At 49.5% G+C, this 19,531-nt stretch carries 12 protein-coding genes and 1 pseudogene; 10 read left to right on the top strand and 3 right to left on the bottom strand.

The window, feature by feature from the left end; all coding sequences use genetic code 11:
- Nucleotides 1-532 precede the first annotated feature (532 nt).
- On the top strand, nt 533-1,828 hold the full coding sequence (locus BMW41_RS11405) for an ATP-binding protein (RefSeq protein ID WP_074650189.1): 1,296 nt from the start codon (nt 533-535) through the stop codon (nt 1,826-1,828).
- A gap of 83 nt (nt 1,829-1,911) precedes the next feature.
- On the opposite strand, the gene fucO is transcribed toward BMW41_RS11405, so the two are convergent.
- The gene (gene fucO / locus BMW41_RS11400; protein WP_031471241.1) at nt 1,912-3,063 is read right to left on the bottom strand and encodes a lactaldehyde reductase; all 1,152 of its coding nucleotides are present in this window, start codon (nt 3,061-3,063) and stop codon (nt 1,912-1,914) included.
- A gap of 265 nt (nt 3,064-3,328) precedes the next feature.
- Between fucO and BMW41_RS11395 the strand changes: the two genes are divergently transcribed.
- The 3 genes from BMW41_RS11395 (at nt 3,329) to BMW41_RS11385 (ending at nt 7,001) form a co-directional block, all read left to right on the top strand.
- A complete protein-coding gene (locus tag BMW41_RS11395) occupies nt 3,329-3,838 on the top strand; it encodes a helix-turn-helix domain-containing protein (RefSeq protein WP_074650188.1) in 510 nt (169 codons plus the stop codon).
- A 146-nt stretch (nt 3,839-3,984) separates the two neighbouring features.
- The gene (locus BMW41_RS11390; protein WP_074650187.1) at nt 3,985-4,584 is read left to right on the top strand and encodes a TRAP transporter small permease; all 600 of its coding nucleotides are present in this window, start codon (nt 3,985-3,987) and stop codon (nt 4,582-4,584) included.
- The gene (locus tag BMW41_RS11385) at nt 4,581-7,001 is read left to right on the top strand and encodes a TRAP transporter large permease subunit (protein ID WP_074650186.1); all 2,421 of its coding nucleotides are present in this window, start codon (nt 4,581-4,583) and stop codon (nt 6,999-7,001) included. Before BMW41_RS11390 ends, BMW41_RS11385 begins: the two co-directional genes overlap by 4 nt.
- Before the next feature lie 487 nt (nt 7,002-7,488).
- Here the strand turns inward: BMW41_RS11385 and hutI are convergent, their stop codons facing one another.
- Complete coding sequence (gene hutI / locus BMW41_RS11375; protein ID WP_074650184.1) at nt 7,489-8,748, bottom strand: imidazolonepropionase; 1,260 nt, start codon at nt 8,746-8,748, stop codon at nt 7,489-7,491.
- Between the two features lie 87 nt (nt 8,749-8,835).
- Nucleotides 8,836-10,866, bottom strand: a complete 2,031-nt coding sequence (locus BMW41_RS11370) for a urocanate hydratase (RefSeq protein WP_074650191.1) — start codon at nt 10,864-10,866, stop codon at nt 8,836-8,838.
- Nucleotides 10,867-11,500: 634 nt separating this feature from the next.
- Here BMW41_RS11370 and BMW41_RS11360 point away from each other — a divergent pair.
- The 6 genes and pseudogenes from BMW41_RS11360 to BMW41_RS15435 form a co-directional block, all read left to right on the top strand.
- Nucleotides 11,501-14,341, top strand: a complete 2,841-nt coding sequence (locus BMW41_RS11360) for an ATP-binding protein (RefSeq protein ID WP_074650182.1) — start codon at nt 11,501-11,503, stop codon at nt 14,339-14,341.
- Between the two features lie 482 nt (nt 14,342-14,823).
- Entirely contained in the window at nt 14,824-14,964 is a 141-nt protein-coding gene (locus tag BMW41_RS14630; RefSeq protein WP_177171230.1) for a hypothetical protein, read from the top strand.
- Between the two features lie 22 nt (nt 14,965-14,986).
- Complete coding sequence (gene hutH / locus BMW41_RS11355) at nt 14,987-16,519, top strand: histidine ammonia-lyase (RefSeq protein WP_074650181.1); 1,533 nt, start codon at nt 14,987-14,989, stop codon at nt 16,517-16,519.
- Nucleotides 16,520-16,823: 304 nt separating this feature from the next.
- Nucleotides 16,824-18,383: a Na+/H+ antiporter NhaC gene (gene nhaC, locus BMW41_RS11350; RefSeq protein WP_074650180.1), complete on the top strand. Its 1,560-nt coding sequence runs from the start codon at nt 16,824-16,826 to the stop codon at nt 18,381-18,383.
- Between the two features lie 271 nt (nt 18,384-18,654).
- Nucleotides 18,655-19,203, top strand: a complete 549-nt coding sequence (locus BMW41_RS11345) for a hypothetical protein (protein WP_074650190.1) — start codon at nt 18,655-18,657, stop codon at nt 19,201-19,203.
- Nucleotides 19,204-19,332: 129 nt separating this feature from the next.
- Nucleotides 19,333-19,531: pseudogene (locus BMW41_RS15435) on the top strand (IS5/IS1182 family transposase); the annotation flags it as partial.

Here is a 19,531-nt window from a genome sequence, read left to right as displayed (position 1 = left end):
AATGTAATTCCTTGCATTAATTATCTCATGTACAGGCAAAAAAGTCAGTAAAATCAAGGCTTTTTGATTGTTGAGCACACACTAATTTAGAAACCATTATTGCAAGAAATATTATACCGATTAGACCCGACAGGCACCGGGAACGAAAGCTAGCAGTAAAAATATTTCATGGTTTCCTCTACAGAGTAGCATAAAACAGATAAAATGAATATTTATTTTAGGCAGATATGAATCTGTCTTATTTGTGTGTCATAAATCAAGAAAAAGCAGGAAAGTCATTCACTTTCCTGCTAGTTTTTCTTTAGAGACATCCAATAGCCAATGTTAACTTAATGACATTGCTCGAAATCGAGGCCCTTCTTTTTTTTATGCTGCATATTTTTCGTGTCTGCTTTCCTTGACTGTACAGACAGATGATCAAAAAAAAGTCAGTATTTATGCAAGATAGACAAGAATATTCCCATGTAAAAGTGTTACAAAAGTTGTTTTTTCGTCCGAAAAAATGTAAGATGGTTTTACAGGAGGTGACAATATGGAGAGAATAGCATATAAGAAATTAGTGGAATGGAAGAACAGTAAAGATAGAAAACCTCTTATATTAAATGGCGCCAGACAGGTTGGAAAAACTTGGCTGCTAAAGGAATTCGGATCCAGAGAATATGAGAATGTTGCATATATAAACTGTGATGAAGCAGAGGACATGAACAGTGTCTTCCGTGATTTTAATATAGATAGGCTCTTAAGAGTATTTTCGGCTCTTTCCGGGGTGGTTATTATGCCTGAGAAAACGCTGATCATTTTGGATGAAATACAGGTGGTTCCAATTGGACTTTCATCATTAAAGTATTTTTGTGAGAATGCAAAAGAGTATCATATTGCGGTTGCCGGAAGTTTACTTGGGATTGGATTGCATGAGGGAACCGGTTTTCCTGTAGGGAAAGTGGATGAAGTTAATCTTTATCCACTTTCATTCAAAGAATTTTTAATGGCACTTGACAAGGAAATTCTAATTAAAAATATGGAAGCGCACAGATGGAATGAATTGTCTGCATTATCATCTTCATACATTGAATTGCTTCGTCAGTATTATTACGTAGGTGGAATGCCGGCGGTAGTTAAATCCTATGTGGAGAATCAGGATATTTTTGCTGTAAGAGATATTCAAAAGCAGATTTTAGCAGACTATAGGCGTGATTTTTCTAACCATATTCCATCGGAAGTGCTTCCTAAGGTAAATATGGTATGGGATTCTATACCTGCTCAGCTTGCAAAAGAGAATAAGAAATTTATATACAGTGCTGTGAAAAAGGGGGGAAGGGCTAAGGAATTTGAAAATGCAATCCAATGGCTTGTTGATGCTGGACTGGTTTACAAAATCCTTCGTGTTTCAAAGGTTGATAAGCCACTGAAATTCTATGAAGATATCGATGCGTTTAAATTATTTGTGCTTGATTTGGGACTTTTGGGGGCTTTATCGGAAGTTGATGCAAAGGATGTTTTAGTTAACAATAAGGTATTCACGGAATACAAAGGCGCTTTTACTGAACAATATGTATTACAAGAGTTAGAATCACTTAATAGAAAGGTATATTATCATTCTAAGGAACGATCAGAACTGGAGTTGGATTTTGTGATACAAAAATATCATGTATATCCAATTGAGGTTAAAGCGGAAGAAAATTTACGAGCTAAGAGTTTAAAAACAATATTTGGGGAGAACAACAGTTTAAAACCGGTTAGATTTTCTATGGCAAATTATAGAGAACAGGATTGGATGATTAATGTTCCGCTGTACTTGGTTAGCGAATGGATTGAAACGGCAGAGTGAAAGATCTCGATCTCCGGAAGGAACAGGTCATTCTCAAAAAGGGGAGAGTCTCGAAATCGAGGCTCTCCTTCTTTCAAATTCTGTTATTTTGCCATGATCATGCGGAACATCTCAATCACCTGCTCTTTGGTTGCTTCACGGGGATTGCCCGGATAGCAGGCGTCATTCAAGGCATCCGTTGCAAGCGTATCCAGATCTTCTTCTTTGATCTTGTCCAGGGTTGTCGGAATGCCAACATCGGCGGACAGCTTTTTTACCGCTGCGATGGCAGCATCGCGGTATTCATCCTGCGTCATATTGTCCACGCCTTCGACGCCCATTGCGCGAGCCACTTCTTTCAGCCTTTCACCGGTATACTCACGGTTGAATTCCATGGAAATCGGAAGGAACATGGCGCAGGCAACACCATGAGGAGTATCATAATGTGCGGATAAGGTATGAGCCATGGCATGATCGATGCCGAGACCTACATTGGAGAAGCCCATTCCGGCAATATACTGTCCCAGAGCCATTCCCTCGCGGCCTTCCTTCGTATTCTCCACCGCTCCGCGCAGATTTCTGGAAATCAGCCGGATTGCTTCCAGATGGAACATATCGGTCATTTCCCAGGCGGCTCTTGTCGTATATCCTTCGATGGCATGGGTTAATGCGTCCATACCGGTTGCGGCGGTAAGGCCTTTCGGCATGGAAGCCATCATTTCCGGATCGACGACAGCGACAATCGGCATGTCATGGGGATCAACACAGACAAACTTTCTTTCCTTTTCGACATCGGTGATGACATAGTTGATGGTAACCTCTGCTGCGGTACCGGCTGTTGTCGGAACGGCGATAATCGGAATGCACGGATTCTTCGTCGGTGCAACGCCTTCCAGAGAACGGACATCTTCGAATTCCGGATTGGTGATGATGATACCGATCGCTTTGGATGTATCCATGGAAGAACCGCCGCCGATCGCAACAATGCAATCCGCTCCGGAGGCTTTAAATGCAGCGACTCCGTTTGTTACATTTTCGATGGTCGGGTTCGGCTTAATGTCCGAGTAGATCTCATAGGGAATCTTTGCTTCATCCAGGAGAGCGGTTACTTTACCGGTAACCCCGAATTTCACAAGATCCGGATCCGACGCCACAAAGGCTTTTTTGAAGCCGTTACTCCGGATTTCATTTACGATCTCCGCAATCGCTCCGGCGCCATGATAAGAAGTTCCGTTCAACGATATTCTGTTTGCCATGCTGTTAATACCTCCTCTTACACGATTAAAACCTCCAACTACAAAAGTATTTCAGTTCCGTCTTCATGATAACACACATGGATATCAAATGTCTGTTTGTCTGTCCGCCGATTGACGGATATAATGTCCGTGGCGTAAAGAGCGGAAGGATAATTTTCCGGATTTCTCTGAATATAGCCCGCAAATAAGCAGATGTTAATTTGCGTTGCTTGCGGTAACCGCTCTTTTGAATATAGAATTGGACAGCAAGAAGGAGGCAGTGATTATGCTTAACGAAAATCTCAAAAGAATCAGAAAATCAAAGGGGTTGTCACAAGAAGAACTTGCAGTCAAACTGAACGTAGTACGACAGACGGTTTCCAAATGGGAACGCGGATTATCCGTCCCGGACTCAGAAATGCTGATTTCTATATCGGAGGTTCTGGAAACACCTGTCAGTGTTTTGCTGGGGGATACAGTAGAAAACAGCGAATCGAATGACTTAAAGTCAATCGCAGAAAAACTCGAAGTCATTAATTTACAGCTTGCAAATCAGAAGAGAACAAGACGAATAATTTTACATTGGATGTTTATTATGATGGGGGGGTTAATCGTCTTAATATTCGTGATGATTTGTGTGGCAGGAAGTCCATATTTGAATTGGGATTACAGTGATCCGGAAACGGCTGTTGTTGGTGTTGCAATGCATGCATTTGAATTCTTATTTGTCAGGATAGCGCCTTTGGCCTTTATCGCAGCGATTGTTGGTGCCGCGGTCACTCGGAACAGAGATTAGGGAAATTTCTTCTGATGACATTATTTCACCTGCACAATATTGAAAATGACTCATCTTCCTGTTAAACTAAATTGCATATGACGCTGGCTCCTTCTCAGGAGGGATGGGAAAGAATCGGCGAAAAAAATACATAACAGGGGGACAAAATGAGAACGTACAAAAAAATCATGAACGCCGTAACGGCCGTGGAACATTTTGTGCTGGCAGTCAGTCTTCTGCTGGTACTTTTTCTGACCTTCGGCAACGTCATTATGCGTAAAGTCTTCCAGCACTCGTTGGGATTTACGGAAGAGCTGACCGTCGCGGTCTTTGTCCTGATCTCCATGCTGGCGGCCGGTGTCGCGGCGAGATCGGGGGAACTGGTGTCGCTCACCATTCTTCCGGATGCGCTGGACCGGCATGGGAAGAAAGTCCTGAACCTGATCCGCACGGCGTGCTGTGTCGCTTATTCCGCGCTTCTGACCGTGGAAGGCCTCGGCCGCATGGCCGCGGATTCGACCTATACTCCGATTTTACATATCGCGAAGTCACTTTTCTGGGGATTCATCGCCGTCGGCGGTATTTCCCTGATGCTTCACTTTATTGAAAACTGCATTGATTTTCAGGCGCAGCCGGAAGCGGGAACAAATCCCTGTCCGGGCAGCGACCCGATGAATCCTGCGGAAACCGTGCCGCAGGATACGATGAAAAAAACAGCGGAGAAATCTGAGAAAGACTTCACAGCAGAAAAGGAGGACAAGTCATGATCACAGCAGTATTGTTCCTTTCCTTTTTTGTATTTCTGATCCTTGGACTTCCGATCGCGATCTGCCTCGGCGCGAGCAGCGCGCTGGCGATTTTTTACGCGTCGAATTTCGTGCCGCAGTTCTCCACCCTGACGCTCAGCATGATCGCAACCAATACATACACGGGAACCGCAAAGTTCCTTCTTCTGGCGATTCCGTTCTTTATCCTGTCGGGAAATATCATGGCGAAGGCAGGAATCTCCACCCGACTGGTCCGCTTCATCGATGATCTCGTCGGCCACACAAGAGGCGGCATGGCCATCGTCTGCGTCATCGTCGCCTGCTTCTTCGGCGCGATTTCCGGTTCCGGTCCGGCGACGGTTGCGGCGCTCGGATCGGTTCTGATCCCGGCAATGATCGCTTCCGGCTTTACACCGGCCTTTTCTGAAGCGCTCATGGCGGCGGCCAGCGCAATTGCGATCGTCATTCCGCCGTCCATCGCGTTCGTCGTATACGCGTCCATCGTCGGCGTCAGCGTCGGCGATATGTTCATGGCCGGCATCATTCCGGGTATCCTGATGGGAGCCGCGCTGTGCGTTGTTGTTGTGCTGGAGGCGAGAAAGAGAAACATTCAGCCGGTTCATCCGAAGCGCTCGGCGAAAGAGCGCTGGACGAGTTTCAAGGATGCGTTCTGGGGACTTCTGATGCCGGTGATCATTCTCGGCGGCATTTACGGATCCGTCTTTACTCCGACGGAGGCCGCGGCGGTATCGGTTGTCTACGGCGCGTTTGTCGCAGTGTTTGTCTACCGTGATGTGACACTGAAGGATATGTGGGAGATTCTTGTGGAGTCCTGTAAGACCACCGGAAACATCATGCTGGTTGTCGCGTCGGCGTCCCTGTTCTCCTATTGCTGCACGCTGTTTGGTATCTCCCGCGGCGCGCAGATGCTTCTTGCCGGAATCGGTGAGAACCGGGTGGTATTCCTGATCATTGTCAACATTCTCTTCCTGATCGCCGGATGCTTCATCGATGCCAACTCCGCCATGTACATCTTCATTCCGATCATGGCGCCGGTGGCAGAGAATCTGAACTACAGCCTGATCGCGTTCGGCGTTGTGGCGACGGTAAACCTTGCGATTGGACAGGTTACCCCGCCGGTCGGCGTCAATCTCTTCGTGGCCATGGGCGTTCGCATCGAGGATGCGGCAGAGAAACTGAAGGGCGAGGCGAAAGAACTTGTCCGCGTGACGCTTCCGATGATCTCGAGAGCGGTTGCGCCGATGATCGCGGCGACGCTCTGCATACTGGCAGTTGTGACTTATATTCCTCAGGTGAGCACGGTTCTTGTGGCGGAAGCGGCCGGAAAGAGCGCGCCGAAGAGCAAGGCGACATCTCTGGACGGATCTCTTCACGACTGGAGGGATTCCGGGCACCACAGCGCGGAGGAAAATGCCGCCGTATACACGGGATCGGACCCGTGGCCGGATGTGACCTGGAACTTTGACTGTTCTCCGGGCGAATCCTGCACCTGGGCGCAGGCGGGATACTATTTCAATGCGCTTATGCAGAAATCCACCGGCGGCATGGTAAAAGTGGATGTCTACCCGGGGGAACAGCTCACCAACGGCGACCAGGTTGCCGGAATTCAGGCACTCATGGACGGTGACACGATACAGGTTTCCTTCCATTCCAACCTGATCTACGCGAACTTTGATCCGAGATTTAATGTGGTCTCGCTTCCGTATATTTTCGACGATTACAGTGACATCGACCGGACCTTTGCCGGAAAGGGCGGCGAAGAGCTGAAAAATGTTCTCGCCGAGTACGGACTGGTCTGCGAGGGAATCGGTGACAACGGGTTCCGTCAGATCACGAACTCCAAGCATCCGATCCGTAATGTAGAAGATCTGGAAGACATCAAGCTCCGTATCTGTTCCAATGATCTCTGCTCACACGTCTACAGCCTGTGGGGGTGTGACGCGTCCGCAATGAACTGGGCGGAGACCTACACTGCATTGCAGCAGGGAACCATCGACGGACAGGAGAATCCGGAGCCGTCCATTGACTCCGCATCAGTACAGGATGTGCAGAAGTATATGTCCTGCTGGAACGCGTATTACGACTGCATTTTCCTCTGCATCAACCAGAAGGCGTATGATCAGTTCACGGAGGAGCAGAAGAAAGTCATCGATGAGAATGCGAAGAAAGCGGTGGAGTATCAGAAGGAGATCAACCGTCTTCAGTGCGAGGAACTGGTAGATAAATGGGATTCCACCGGCGCGATGGAGATCACGCGCCATGAAGAGATGGACAGTGATTCCTTCCGGAAGGCGTCGGAAGCGGCGTATACCTGGTATGAGGACCGTCTGGTTTCCCAGAAGGGCATGAACAGCGCGGATGCAAAAGAATTTGTGGAAGCATTTCTGAAGAAATAATGTGAAACATAAAAATGAAAAATGAAAAGCAAGAAGCCCCGGCTTTCGCCGGGAGCTTCTTGCTTTTTTTAGGGGAATGGTAGGTAAAAAAGGAGTAGTTCCTTTAACTTGTAAGCAATTTAATTTTTGGGGGGACCGGGCAGTTTTCACTGCCCGGCATGAGTATGAAAAAGTTTTTATTTGGTCGCTGTCCTCTCGAACAACTATCTAAAGTATAAAGGAGAGATGTGACAGGAGTATGTGGAATCTCTAAAAAAAGAATAAAAAATATAAATTAAAAATTTCAATTCGAAAGGAAATCAAAACGAATCGGGAAGATCCGAAAAAGAAACGTAAGATGGAGAAATGAAAACCGGAACGCCCGAAAAACGACTCTCCCGGGAATCCCGGAAGAGCCGTTTCAGGATGGAATGTATGGATTTTACATGAAAAGTCTGGTGAACTCTCAGATGGGATTTCCACTGGGGAAATTCCCGGTCTGTGGAAATTACCACTCTTTGTGGTATACCGTTTTTCCGCTCTTGATAACGGTTTCCACAAGGTTTACGCCGGTGTGGTACGGAAGATACTGGATGGACGGGAACTTCAGGAAGATAATATCAGCCTGTTTTCCTTCCTCGATGCTTCCGATCCGGTCCGCGCGGTCAACGGCAGCTGCGCCGTTGATGGTCATGGCAGTGATGACTTCTTCGATGGACATATTCATGTAGATACATCCGGTGGCGATCATCAGCGGAATGCTGTTGCTGAAGCAGCTTCCCGGGTTGAGGTCGGACGCCATGGCAACTGCACAGCCGGAATCGATCATTTTTCTTGCCGGAGCATACGGCTCACGGAGACAGAATGCGGTGAGCGGGAGAACGGTGGAGATGGTTCTTCCCTCCGCCATCATGCGGATTCCTTCATCGGACGCTTTCAGCAGATGGTCTGCGGAAAAGGCGCCGACTCTGGCTGCCATCTCGGATGCGCCGAAGCCCGGAGTGATCTCGTCGGCATGAACTTTCAGCTTAAAGCCCATTTCCGCTGCCTTCGTGAGATAGTACTCGGAGTCCGGAACGTCGAAAACGCCCTTTTCGGTGAAAATGTCGGCGAACTCGGCGAGTCCTTTTTCTTTTACCTCCGGCATAACTTCCGTCAGCATATAGTCGAGGAATTCACGCTCTTTGCCTTTCCACTCCGGGAGCACGCTGTGCGGGCCGAGGAAGGTGGAAACGACATCAACCGGGTGGGAATCATTCAGTTTCTTATAGGCTTCGAGCATGCGGATCTCGGTGTCGTGATCCATGCCGTAGCCGCTCTTTCCCTCAACGGTGGTTACGCCGAACTCGAGCATGCGGTTCATGCGTTCCAGACCGAGGGCGACAAAGTCCTCGACGGAAGCATTGCGTGTCGGCACAACGGTGGCATTGATGCCGCCGCCGCGTTCCATGATGGACATATAGCTGTCGCCCTTGAGACGCCAGCCGAATTCATCGGCGCGGTAGCCGCCGAAGAGAAAATGAGTGTGAGAATCGACAAAACCCGGCATGACAGCCTTTCCGGTAGCGTCGATTACTTCGTATTCCGGAGAATCCTTGACGATGCGGTCCAGCTCTTCGGTTGTGCCGACTGCGGTGATCTTATCATCTTCGATGATGACCGCTCCGTCATGAATCAGGCCGATATCGGACATTTCTTTGCCGCGTTTTGCGGTACGGCCCTTGCAGGTGACCAGTTCCGCTGCGTGGCGGATATAGCGTTTGCTCATGGGTAATCCTTTCTATTATGATTCAAAGGATGCAGACGTTCTGCCGGGCAGCCCGTCTGCATCCTTATCAGCTATGATGTAAGAAGGTTATTTGTGCTTTGCCTTTGCTGCCGCAAATGTCTTCTCAACAAGATCGTCATCGGCGATGAACGGTACGGTGATGTGATCGCTGTCCTTGAACTGTTTGTTGTAGGAAGCAACGGTCTCAACCGCATGCTCGTTTCTCGCCCAGTTTCTTCTGGAAACACCAACCATGGTATCCCACGGAACGGACTCCCGGATGATCTGGTCTGTGAGCTCGCTTCCGTCAAGGACAAGGCCGAAGCCGCCGTTGATGGATTTGCCGATACCTACGCCGCCGCCGTTGTGGAGAGCGACAAGGCTCATGCCTCTTGCGCAGTTTCCTGCGAAGCACTGTGTTGCCATATCTGCGGTGAACTGAGAACCATCGTAGATGTTGGATGTCTCTCTGTACGGAGAATCGGTACCGCCTGTATCGTGGTGGTCACGGCCAAGCATAACAGGTCCGATCTTTCCTTCACGTACCATCTCATTGAACTTCAGAGCGATATCGCGTCTGCCGAGCGCATCCTGATAGAGGATACGGCACTGTGTTCCGACAACGAGCTTGTTCTTGTCAGCGTCGCGGATCCATACCCAGTTGTCGCGATCCTGGAATCTGCGGTTCGGGTCGATGATTTCCATTGCAGCGTGGTCGGTGGCAAGAAGATCCTCATGCTTGCCGGACAGGCAGCACCAGCGGAACGGGCCGTAGCCGTAGTCGAAGAGCATCGGTCCCATGATATCCTCAACGTAGGACGGGAAGATGAAGCCTTCGGTTGTGTCGTGGCCGTTCTTTGCGATCTCCTTGTTTCCGGCATCATAGATTGCCTTCATGAAGGAGTTGCCGTAATCGAAGAAGTAAGCGCCGCGCTTAACCAGCTCCTGGATGAGGTGGAAGTGCTTGGTCAGTGTCTCATTGACCAGCTCGATGAACTTCTCTCTGTTGTTGCCGAGCAGCTCGGTTCTCTCTTCGAAGGTGATGCCGGCCGGGCAGTAACCGCCGTCGTACGGAACGTGGCAGGAAGTCTGGTCGGAGAGAAGCTCGATCTTCTCGTTGTTATCTACAGCGTACTGAAGGAGATCAACGATGTTGCCGTGGAAAGCGATGGACATCGGCTCTTTCTTCTCCATGTACTCGTGAGCGATCTCAAATGCCTCCTTCGGAGTCTCTGCGATCTTGGAAACCCAGCCCTGTGTGTATCTGGTCTCAATACGGGAGTAGTCAACCTCGGCAACGATGCCGACGCCGCGTGCAATCTCGATTGCCTTCGGCTGTGCACCGGACATGCCGCCCAGACCGGATGTTACGAAGAGGTGGCCGGCAAGGTCGCCGTCCTCCGGAACACCGAGGTACTTACGTCCTGCGTTCAGGATGGTGTTGAAGGTACCGTGAACGATACCCTGCGGTCCGATGTACATCCAGCCGCCTGCGGTCATCTGTCCGTAGGAAGAGCAGCCCATTGCGGTGAACTTGGTCCAGTCTCTCAGGTTGTCAGCCTCACCGACGAGAAGTCCGTTGGTAATGATAACACGCGGAGCCTGTTTGTGGGAATGGAAGAGTCCCAGCGGATGACCGGACATAACAACCAGGGTCTGCTCATCGGTCAGAACTTCCAGATATTTCTTGATCAGCTGATACTGCATCCAGTTCTGGCATACAGCACCGGTCTCGCCGTAAGTTACGAGCTCGTACGGATAAAGCGCTACATCCGGATTCAGGTTGTTCTCGATCATTACCTGGAATGCTTTACCCTGAATGCAGTTGCCCTTGTACTCATCGATTGGCTTTCCGTATAACTTCTCCTTCGGCATGAAGCGGTATCCGTAGATACGGCCTCTGGTGAGAAGCTCTTCCATGAACTCCGGAGCAAGCTGCTCGTGAAGCTCTTCCGGAACATAGCGGAGTGCGTTCTTCAGAGCCAGCTTCATTTCATGGTCGGTGAGCTCCAGATCTCTCATCGGAGCACGGCGGAGAGACGGATCAAACGTCGGATACTCCGGAAGAACCGGATCCAGTTTGATCGTCATGCATTCATTGATTTCCTTGTTCGTCATCATAGCGATATACTGTCCTTTCTTTATCCTTGCGGATTCATAATGTACTCTGTGGGGTTCATTCGTCCATTAGGGTAAATGGAGAATGACGTGTTCTCTTTCGGGCGGAGAAGCTTCGCCGTCCGGGCGGTTCCCGTGATCCGGAAAGAGACAGAAAGCGTTCGGATGCAGACCGGAGATCTCTCTGCATCTCACTTTCTGAAGACAATTATAAAAAGGACTCGTCCAAAAAACGTCTATTCTGTAGCAAAACGAAAAATAAACATAAGACTATCAAATTATCAGAAAATAATAGATAAAAAACAAAAAAAGAAAACTAAAAATAAACAATTTCTAAATTGCTCTCGAATAATTTGACAGGGAGGGAACGGCAAATTATAATGGGAATTGTGCATTATACCCAAGAAAACCATAAAAACCGGCGCTTTTGAGGGCATAATACACTTGCGGTCATAGGACGGTATGGGGGTATTGGAATATGATCGCAAAATCGTCAAATAAAAAATATAGAGAATAGAAAAAACGAGCGAAACGTCAAAAACGTCGAAGACTAAAAAAGAAGGTTTCAAAAAACGTCTAAGACGCGGCTCAAATGTATATGGGATAATCCATAATCAGGAAGGAATACGGAACATTGAAGGAAATCTCTGTAAGATTATGCGGCAATCCGGAAATTGTCTGCGGCGGGAAAACGGTGACATTTCCCTATCGAAAGGCGGAAGGCTTCTTTTATTATCTCTGTGTCAGAAAATCGGTGACAAGAGAAGAGGTGATCAGTCTTCTCTGGGGGGACGAGGATGAGACCAATGGAAAAAAGAAGCTTCGCGATGCGGTCTATCAGGTAAAACGGGCGATCGATCCGGACATTCTGATTACGGCCGGCCACACCGGCATTTCACTGAATCCGGAGTTTACGATCCGTACGGATCTGGACTCGGATTCGAGGGGGAAAGGCGAAGACCTTTTTCTGAATCATTTCTTTATTAAAAACTGCTATGAGTTCGAGACCTGGGTCGACGAGATGCGGGAGACACTTTCGTCGAAGGTGTCCGACAGCGCACGGAAAGGTCTGGAGGATGCGGCAGCGGAACATGATACGGTGAAGATGCAGAAGTACAGCGACATTCTGATCAAGAATGACCCGTATGATGAGAATCTTTACTATGAACTCATGAATATCTATGCGGCCAACGGAAGCTATAACATGGCGATCCGCATTTACTATGATCTTGTCCGCATGCTGAAAAAAGAGATGGAGGTGGAACCGGCCCAGAAAACACAGGATCTGTTTCACCGCATTTTCAATATGAAAGAACACGTCGCAAGCGGAACCGGCCGGGTGACGGCGGAGTTTTTCGGAAGAGAGCGGGAGCTCTTTGAGATCAGCGGAATGATGGACTCGGAGGACGGAAGTCCGATGAATGTCGCTGTTATTGAGGGAGAGGAAGGCGTCGGAAAATCGACGTTTCTGGAATACTGCCGGAAAATGGCGGAGGGAAAGAGGATGCTGCCGCTGTCGGCGCTCTGCTACCGTCAGGGAGCGGATTTTTTCCTCAGCCCGTGGAACGACATCATGCAGGAGATCAGCCAGCAGATGGATAAGACCGACCGGGGGGACAGCGACAATTACGACATTCTCCGGGAAATGGAACTGAACGGGGAGAGCAGCGGCAAGATCCAGTATGCCGTGGCGGAAAAGAAAGTGCTGGAACTGTTCCGGAAACTTTCGGAAGAGCAGCAGATTTTCCTGACCTTTGATGAGATTCAGTGGATGGACGAGGCGAGCTACCGGCTTCTGGTCCGGCTGGTCTGCGCCATCAGTCCGGACCGTCTGAAGGTGATCTGCACCTATGACGGAAACTATGAGTCGGAGGTCATGCAGCAGCTGGAAGAACTTGTCCGGCAGGACCGCGTCCGCTTCATGACGCTGGAGCGCTTCACGGAGGCGGAGACCGAGCGGATCATCCGGAATGCGCTGCCGTCGCTGGCAAATGAGCCGGAAAAGCGTCAGGAGATCTGGAAACTGACGGAGGGAAATGCCTTTTTCCTGACGGAGATGATCGATATCATCAGCCGGAAAGGGTTTACGCTGGAAAAGACGCCGAAGATCAATGTGGTCATCAAGTCAAGACTCTCCAGCATTACGGAGGATGAGCGGGAAGTTCTGGAATGCATGTCCGTATTCCCGGAGAAGATCAAGATTGACGAACTGGAACTTCTTCTGGCCGGACGGGACAGGCTCAGCATTATCCGGATGCTGGATCATCTTCAGAGAGAACATCTGATTTCCGAGATGCTGGTGGGATGGAACGTATACTATAAATTCGTGCACCGGATCATCAAAGAATACATTTATGAACATCAGAGTGCGGGAAAGACGCAGGCATACCATAAGATCCTTGCCGGATATTATGTGAAGCAGCGCGGGGAAAGTTTTGCAATGATGCCGATCATCGCATACCACTACCGGATGTGTCACGATGAGGTGAAGGCTTACGAGTATCAGATCCGGTATCTCCAGGAATTCTATACCGTAGTCAACGAGAATTTCCCCATCGTTCAGAATGAGGCGTCGGAGATGGGCGACACCATCGGAAGCATGGCGGAAGCGGAGAAAATGCTGAAACTGGCGGAAAATGTCATCCGGCTTCCGCTGGATACGCCGGAGGTAAACCGCATCCGGATGAAGATGAATTATATTCTGGGAAGACACGATATCGCACTGGGGGAATATGATTCCGGAATCGCGAACATTGAGGCCTGCACCATGCTCGCCAACCGACTCGGAGACCGCAGCATGATTCTGGCGTGCTATAAACAGCAGATCTTCCATGGAATCCAGATCGGCGACATTGACAAGGCGGATCAGTATGTATCGAAAGGTCTGTCAATGATCGGTCAGGAGGAGACGGACGAGTACGCGACGTTTCTGAGACTTCAGGGATGGACAAGACTGATGAAGCAGGATTATTCCGTCGCATCGGAGGTGCTCACAAAGTCTCTGAACATCTTTAAGGCGCTGGAAAAACGGCAGGAGCCGAAAAAACGCGGGCGCTACAGCGCGAGCATTGCGGCCTGCTACAATTATCTCGGAGAGATCTGCCGGGAGCAGGGCACTTACTACGATGCGCTCCGCTATTATAATGAAGCGGTTCAGATGGGACAGGGACCGGTCAAGACGAACGGTATGGCACAGGTTTACTCCAGCATCGGCCAGGTGAAGTATGATCAGGGAAAGTACACGGAAGGATATATTTATCTGGACCGTGCAAGAGAAGATCTGGAGCACAACGGATACCGATGGGGACTGGAACGCACCGAAGCCTATCTGGCCATGACGTGCATTAAGCTCGGGAAGACGGATGAGGCGAGAATTCATTATGAAAAAGGACGTCAGATCGCGGCAAAGATCCGGAATCCGCTGACGGCAGAGATTCTTGCGGAAGTCGAGAGACATCTGAATGAAGCAGGATAAGGGACCGAAACGTCAGGATCTGACGGAATACCGATAGCGAAGTTTGAAAGTAAACTTTCAAACTTTGATTGACGGCTCAAACAGACAAGCAAGCTTGTCTGCTTGAGCCTGGAGGACAAAATATGAAAAACTGACCGGCGGAAGAAGATTCGCCGGAAGGATCAAAGGAGGACCGGGTGCCGGAAAAAGGCCCCGGTCCTCCTTTAAAATACGAAATATTCGTTGTTCCGTGATCCGCCAACGAAGAAATCACATTCCATTCCAATATAATATAGATAATATGTTTTGCAGATATGTTAGATTTGAGCGTTGTTTTTGTTGTTCACATTAACGTGATAACATGCTAAAATATCCATGTTCAACACTTTAGCATGACAACGTGATAATGTAGTGCGAAACTGAATTGAAAATAATTACAATATGACAAAATTTTCAGACGCAGATGTACTTCTTGGACGTTTTTTTGACGGAAATGAGGTATAATGACTACAGTTGGAATCACAAAGAAACCACAGACCGAAAGAAATTTGACTGCCGATGCAGACAAACGTCCGGAGATCATCAGCATGAGCCTGCAGGGGGGCGGCGGTCGGAAATACGGAATGGGGTTTGAAAACTTGTAAGACTTTTAAAGGAGAAAATATCATGTCTAAAGTAGTTATCACAGGTCAGGACCTGACTGTTGATCAGATCGTAGATGTTTGCCGCAATCATGCAGAGGTTGTTCTTTCCGAGGAGAGCACAAAAGCAGTTCTCGCTTCCAGAAAGATCGTGGATGATCTTGTCGATGAGAAGGCAGTTGTATACGGAATCACAACCGGTTTCGGAAAGTTTTCGGATGTCGTTATCAGCACCGATGAGTGCAAGCAGCTGCAGAAGAACCTGATCATCACTCACGCGGTTGGCGCAGGTGATCCGTTTGCAGAGGACATCGCAAGAGGAATCATGCTCCTTCGTATCAACAACCTGTCCAAGGGCTTCTCCGGAATCCGTCTGGAGACTCTGCAGACCATGATTGACATGTTGAATAAAGGCGTTACACCGTTCATCCCGGAGAAAGGTTCCCTCGGAGCTTCCGGTGACCTTGCACCGCTTTCCCATATGGTACTGGTAATGATCGGCCTCGGCAAAGCTTACTACAAGGGCGAGCTCATGGACGGCGGCGAGGCAATGAAGAAAGCCGGAATCACACCGGTTGAGCTTTCCGCGAAGGAAGGTCTTGCACTGAACAATGGTACACAGGCAATGACATCCGCCGGATCCCTTGCACTTTACGATGCAATGAAGCTCCTGAAGGTTGCTGATATCGCAGATTCCCTCTGCTTCGAGGCACAGAACGGCGTTATGGACGCTCTGGAGGACAGATGCCACGCAGTTCGCCCGCATCACGGCCAGAGAGTAACCGCAAAGAACCTCAGAAGACTTCTGGAGGGCAGCAAGAACACCACAAGACAGGGCGAGATCCGCGTACAGGATGCGTACTCTCTCCGTTGCAGCCCGCAGATCCACGGTGCTTCCAAAGATGCAATCAACTACGTAAAAGAGCACGTAGATATTGAGATCAACTCCGTAACCGATAACCCGATCATCTTCCAGGAAGACAGAGCAGGAATCTCCGGCGGTAACTTCCACGGTCAGCCGATGGCTCTTCCGTTCGATTTCCTGAAGATTGCGCAGGCGGAGCTGGCAAACGTTTCCGAGCGCCGTATCGAGCGTCTTGTAAACCCGGCATACTCCGGCCTTCCGGCATTCCTTACAAACCATGGCGGTGTATGCTCCGGTTTCATGATCGTTCAGTACTCCGCAGCAGCACTGGTATCCGAGAACAAGGTTCTTGCTCATCCGGCATCTGTTGACTCCATTCCGTCTTCCGCAGGTCAGGAGGATCACGTATCCATGGGTACCATCGCAGCAAGACAGGCCGGCGAGATCGGACGCAATGTAAGAAGAGTTCTGGCAATGGAGCTCATGGTTGCATGCCAGGGTATCGACCTCAGAGGAAACAGAGGACTTGGTAAGGGAACACAGGCGGCTTACGATCTGGTAAGAAAATGCGTTCCGACTCTGGATGAGGACAGACCGCTTTACGAGGACATCAACTACTGCGAGAAGATCATCGAGAACGGCGAACTCATCGCAGCGGTAGAGAAGGCAATCGGCGGCGAGCTGGAGCTGTAATTCCGCGAAAAGCGCAGCGGTAAAGGAAGAAACTGTTTTGCGGGTTTCCGGTGTTTCGCGTCAGCGGGCAGGACTCCTGCGAAACATGAATTTTGAAAAGTTCGTTTGCGAAAATGCGGTTTCCGCCGGAATGAACGCCGGCGGAAACTGACTGATGTACGTTGAAAAAGGGATATTTTTTACAAAGAGCTTAGTAGCAGGAAAACATCTTTTTCCTCCATGGTGGGAGAGGCGAAAGGTGCAGAAATCTCTTTCTGCTATTATGCGGACAACACCGCACAATATTATTAAAGGGGGATTTACTATGAGTTCTACTGGAAACACCGAAAAAAAAGTTCGGCAGCCTAATTTCATCGAATCGCTGATCCCGATCGTTGTCATGATGGCACTGATGATCTACGGCTTTGTAGCACAGAGCGGATATTCTGATGCACATATGCCGCTGATCGTTTCGATCTGCGTAGCCTGCATCATCGGATGCATATGCGGACACTCTTTCTCAGACATGCTTGCCGGTATGCTGGATCGTCTGAACGCTTCCATGGAAGCAATCCTGATCCTTTGTACCGTAGGTATCCTGGTAGCATCCTTCATCATGTCCGGTACCATTCCGGCCCTGATCTATTACGGACTGGATCTTCTCACACCGCAGCTGTTCCTGCCGATTGGATGCATTCTCTGCGCAATCGTAGGTCTTGCATGCGGATCTTCCTGGACATGTACCGCAACCATGGGTATCGCGTTCCTCGGAATCGGAGCAGGACTCGGAATCAACCCGGCTCTGACCGCAGGAATGATCATCTCCGGCGCATATGTCGGCGATAAGTTCTCACCGCTTTCCGATACCACAAACCTTGCTGCAGCCGTATCCGAGACAGGACTGTTCGATCACGTAACGGCAATGGTTTCCACCACACTTCCGACCTTCATCATCGCTCTGATCGCATATGCGTTCCTCGGCCTCAACATTGATGCTTCCGGATATGATCCGACCATCGCAAAGGGTCTTCAGGCGGCGATCGCTGAGTCCTTCAACATCAATCCGGCAGTTCTGATCCCGATCATCGTTATCATTGCTGCCTGCGTTCTGAAGATGCCGGGCCTTGTCGGCATTGCACTGTCTGTAGTCTGCGGCGTTATCTTCGCGGCAGTATTCCAGGGCAAGACCGGAATCGCTGATATCTTTGATGCACTTCACTATGGTGTAACATTTGAGACAGGAAACGAGCTTGCAGACAAGCTTCTCTCCAGAGGCGGTATGGACCACCAGATGTGGACCATCAACCTGGTACTTCTTGCAGTAGCTTACGGCGGCGCACTTGAGAGATGCGGATGCGTCAACACACTGTTCGGCGGTCTGAAGAACAAACTCCACAGCGTTGGTTCTGTTGTTCTTGCTACCATGGTTACTTCTCTGTTCTGCGACGCAACCATGTGCGACCAGTTCCTCGGAATCGGCGTTCCGGCTCCGCTCTATGTAGACAAGTACGATGAGCTGGGCCTTGCAAGAAACATGCTGTCCAGAACACTGGAAGACTGCGGTACTCTGTGGGCGGTAATGTTCCCGTGGACCGGCTGCGGCGCTTATCAGATGGGTGTACTCGGAATTCATCCGTTCGTATACTTCCCGTTTGCATTTGTTAACCTTCTGAACCCGATCTATGCTGCTATCACAGCTTACCTTGGCAGAAATATCTTCTGGGCAGACGGTTCTTACACCAACATTCTTGGCAAGACAACTCTGAAGACTCCGTGCGCTTGCCCGGAGGAGGCACGTCAGCTTGCCATCAAAAACCTTGAGTCTATGAGAGCAGCAGGAAAGGCTCCGGTACCGACAGGTGCAAAGCACGGAACCGCTGCATAAAACAGGGATAGTACCCGGAAAAAAATCACGACGACGTGTGATGACTGACTCTTCGGAGCTGTCGTCACGAAGCGTCGCCGGATGAGCAAAATGCTCACCCGGCTCGAGCAATTCGCTGTATAATTGATCGTGAGATATCCGGACAGCCGGACTGAAAAGCCCGGCTGTTCATATTTACGCGGGCAACGAGCCAAAGCCGATGCCGGTGTGGGCCGGATTCGGCTCGTTCGGTAATATCTCCAGATCAGTGGAAAGGAACATTATGGACGCTATGACATTACCAGGAGCAAAGAAAGAACTTCCGTGGGCGGAAACCACCGGCCCGGTATATCACGCGCAGGAGATCAAGCCGAGAAAGGAATCGACAAAAACGCTTTGTTGGCTGATGTGCGGCTTCCTCATTGTCGGTGGCCTGATGACGCCATACAAACTGATTATCCTGTTCGCCCTGCTCTATATGCTGGTTCTTCTGATGAAGAAGGATATGGTTGTGACGGAGCGCGGCGTGGAGACGTTCTACCAGATGCGGATCACGACATGGTATGAAAAACTAGAGTGGAAGGACATCGATATGGTGGTCAGGGAAGACCGCGATGATCCGAGACTGGTGGCACTGTATTTCCGGGAGAGGGGAAATGATGACCGTGTAAAGCGGCTCTTCTTTACGAGAGAGGACGCCCAGAGCATCATGCGGATGGCGAAACTTCAGCCGGACCGCATTGAGGTCTGCGAAGCGGACAAAAAGTCCGGACATAAGTCCGCATCCAAAGAGTATTACAAGACCGGTGTCCGTGCCGGAAAAAAGAATATGAAGCTGTGATCGAGGAACGGTTTGTGATCCGGCGATATGGGGCTGGCGCACTAACTCAAGTTAGTGCGTCGGCCCTTTTCCTGTAAAAAGAATTCAGCCGGGCTCCAAAGAGCCCGGCTGATGGTGTAAAATATAGTTATGCGACTAACCAACATTTTACAGGGTGATTATAGCAAAATCACTGTATATTATCAAATCAAGCTTCCGCTTGAACTAGAACACATGATACCGGCAAATGATTCGGTTCGCCTTCTGAGCGCATTCGTGGAGGGAATGGATCTTTCGGATCTATACACTACTTATGATAGAATCCGGAAAAATCAGGCGTCACCGAGAC

Source organism: [Clostridium] aminophilum, from assembly GCF_900101295.1.
In the GTDB taxonomy this organism is placed as follows: domain Bacteria; phylum Bacillota; class Clostridia; order Lachnospirales; family Lachnospiraceae; genus Clostridium_R; species Clostridium_R aminophilum_A.
This window is presented reverse-complemented; position numbering and strand designations above follow the sequence as displayed.

Coding starts and splice junctions, on each gene's coding strand:
- BMW41_RS11405 (WP_074650189.1), top strand. CDS start 533: ATGGAGAGAATAGCATATAAGAAATTAGTGGAATGGAAGAACAGTAAA.
- fucO (WP_031471241.1), bottom strand. CDS start 3,063: ATGGCAAACAGAATATCGTTGAACGGAACTTCTTATCATGGCGCCGGA.
- BMW41_RS11395 (WP_074650188.1), top strand. CDS start 3,329: ATGCTTAACGAAAATCTCAAAAGAATCAGAAAATCAAAGGGGTTGTCA.
- BMW41_RS11390 (WP_074650187.1), top strand. CDS start 3,985: ATGAGAACGTACAAAAAAATCATGAACGCCGTAACGGCCGTGGAACAT.
- BMW41_RS11385 (WP_074650186.1), top strand. CDS start 4,581: ATGATCACAGCAGTATTGTTCCTTTCCTTTTTTGTATTTCTGATCCTT.
- hutI (WP_074650184.1), bottom strand. CDS start 8,748: ATGAGCAAACGCTATATCCGCCACGCAGCGGAACTGGTCACCTGCAAG.
- BMW41_RS11370 (WP_074650191.1), bottom strand. CDS start 10,866: ATGACGAACAAGGAAATCAATGAATGCATGACGATCAAACTGGATCCG.
- BMW41_RS14630 (WP_177171230.1), top strand. CDS start 14,824: ATGACTACAGTTGGAATCACAAAGAAACCACAGACCGAAAGAAATTTG.
- hutH (WP_074650181.1), top strand. CDS start 14,987: ATGTCTAAAGTAGTTATCACAGGTCAGGACCTGACTGTTGATCAGATC.
- nhaC (WP_074650180.1), top strand. CDS start 16,824: ATGAGTTCTACTGGAAACACCGAAAAAAAAGTTCGGCAGCCTAATTTC.
- BMW41_RS11345 (WP_074650190.1), top strand. CDS start 18,655: ATGACATTACCAGGAGCAAAGAAAGAACTTCCGTGGGCGGAAACCACC.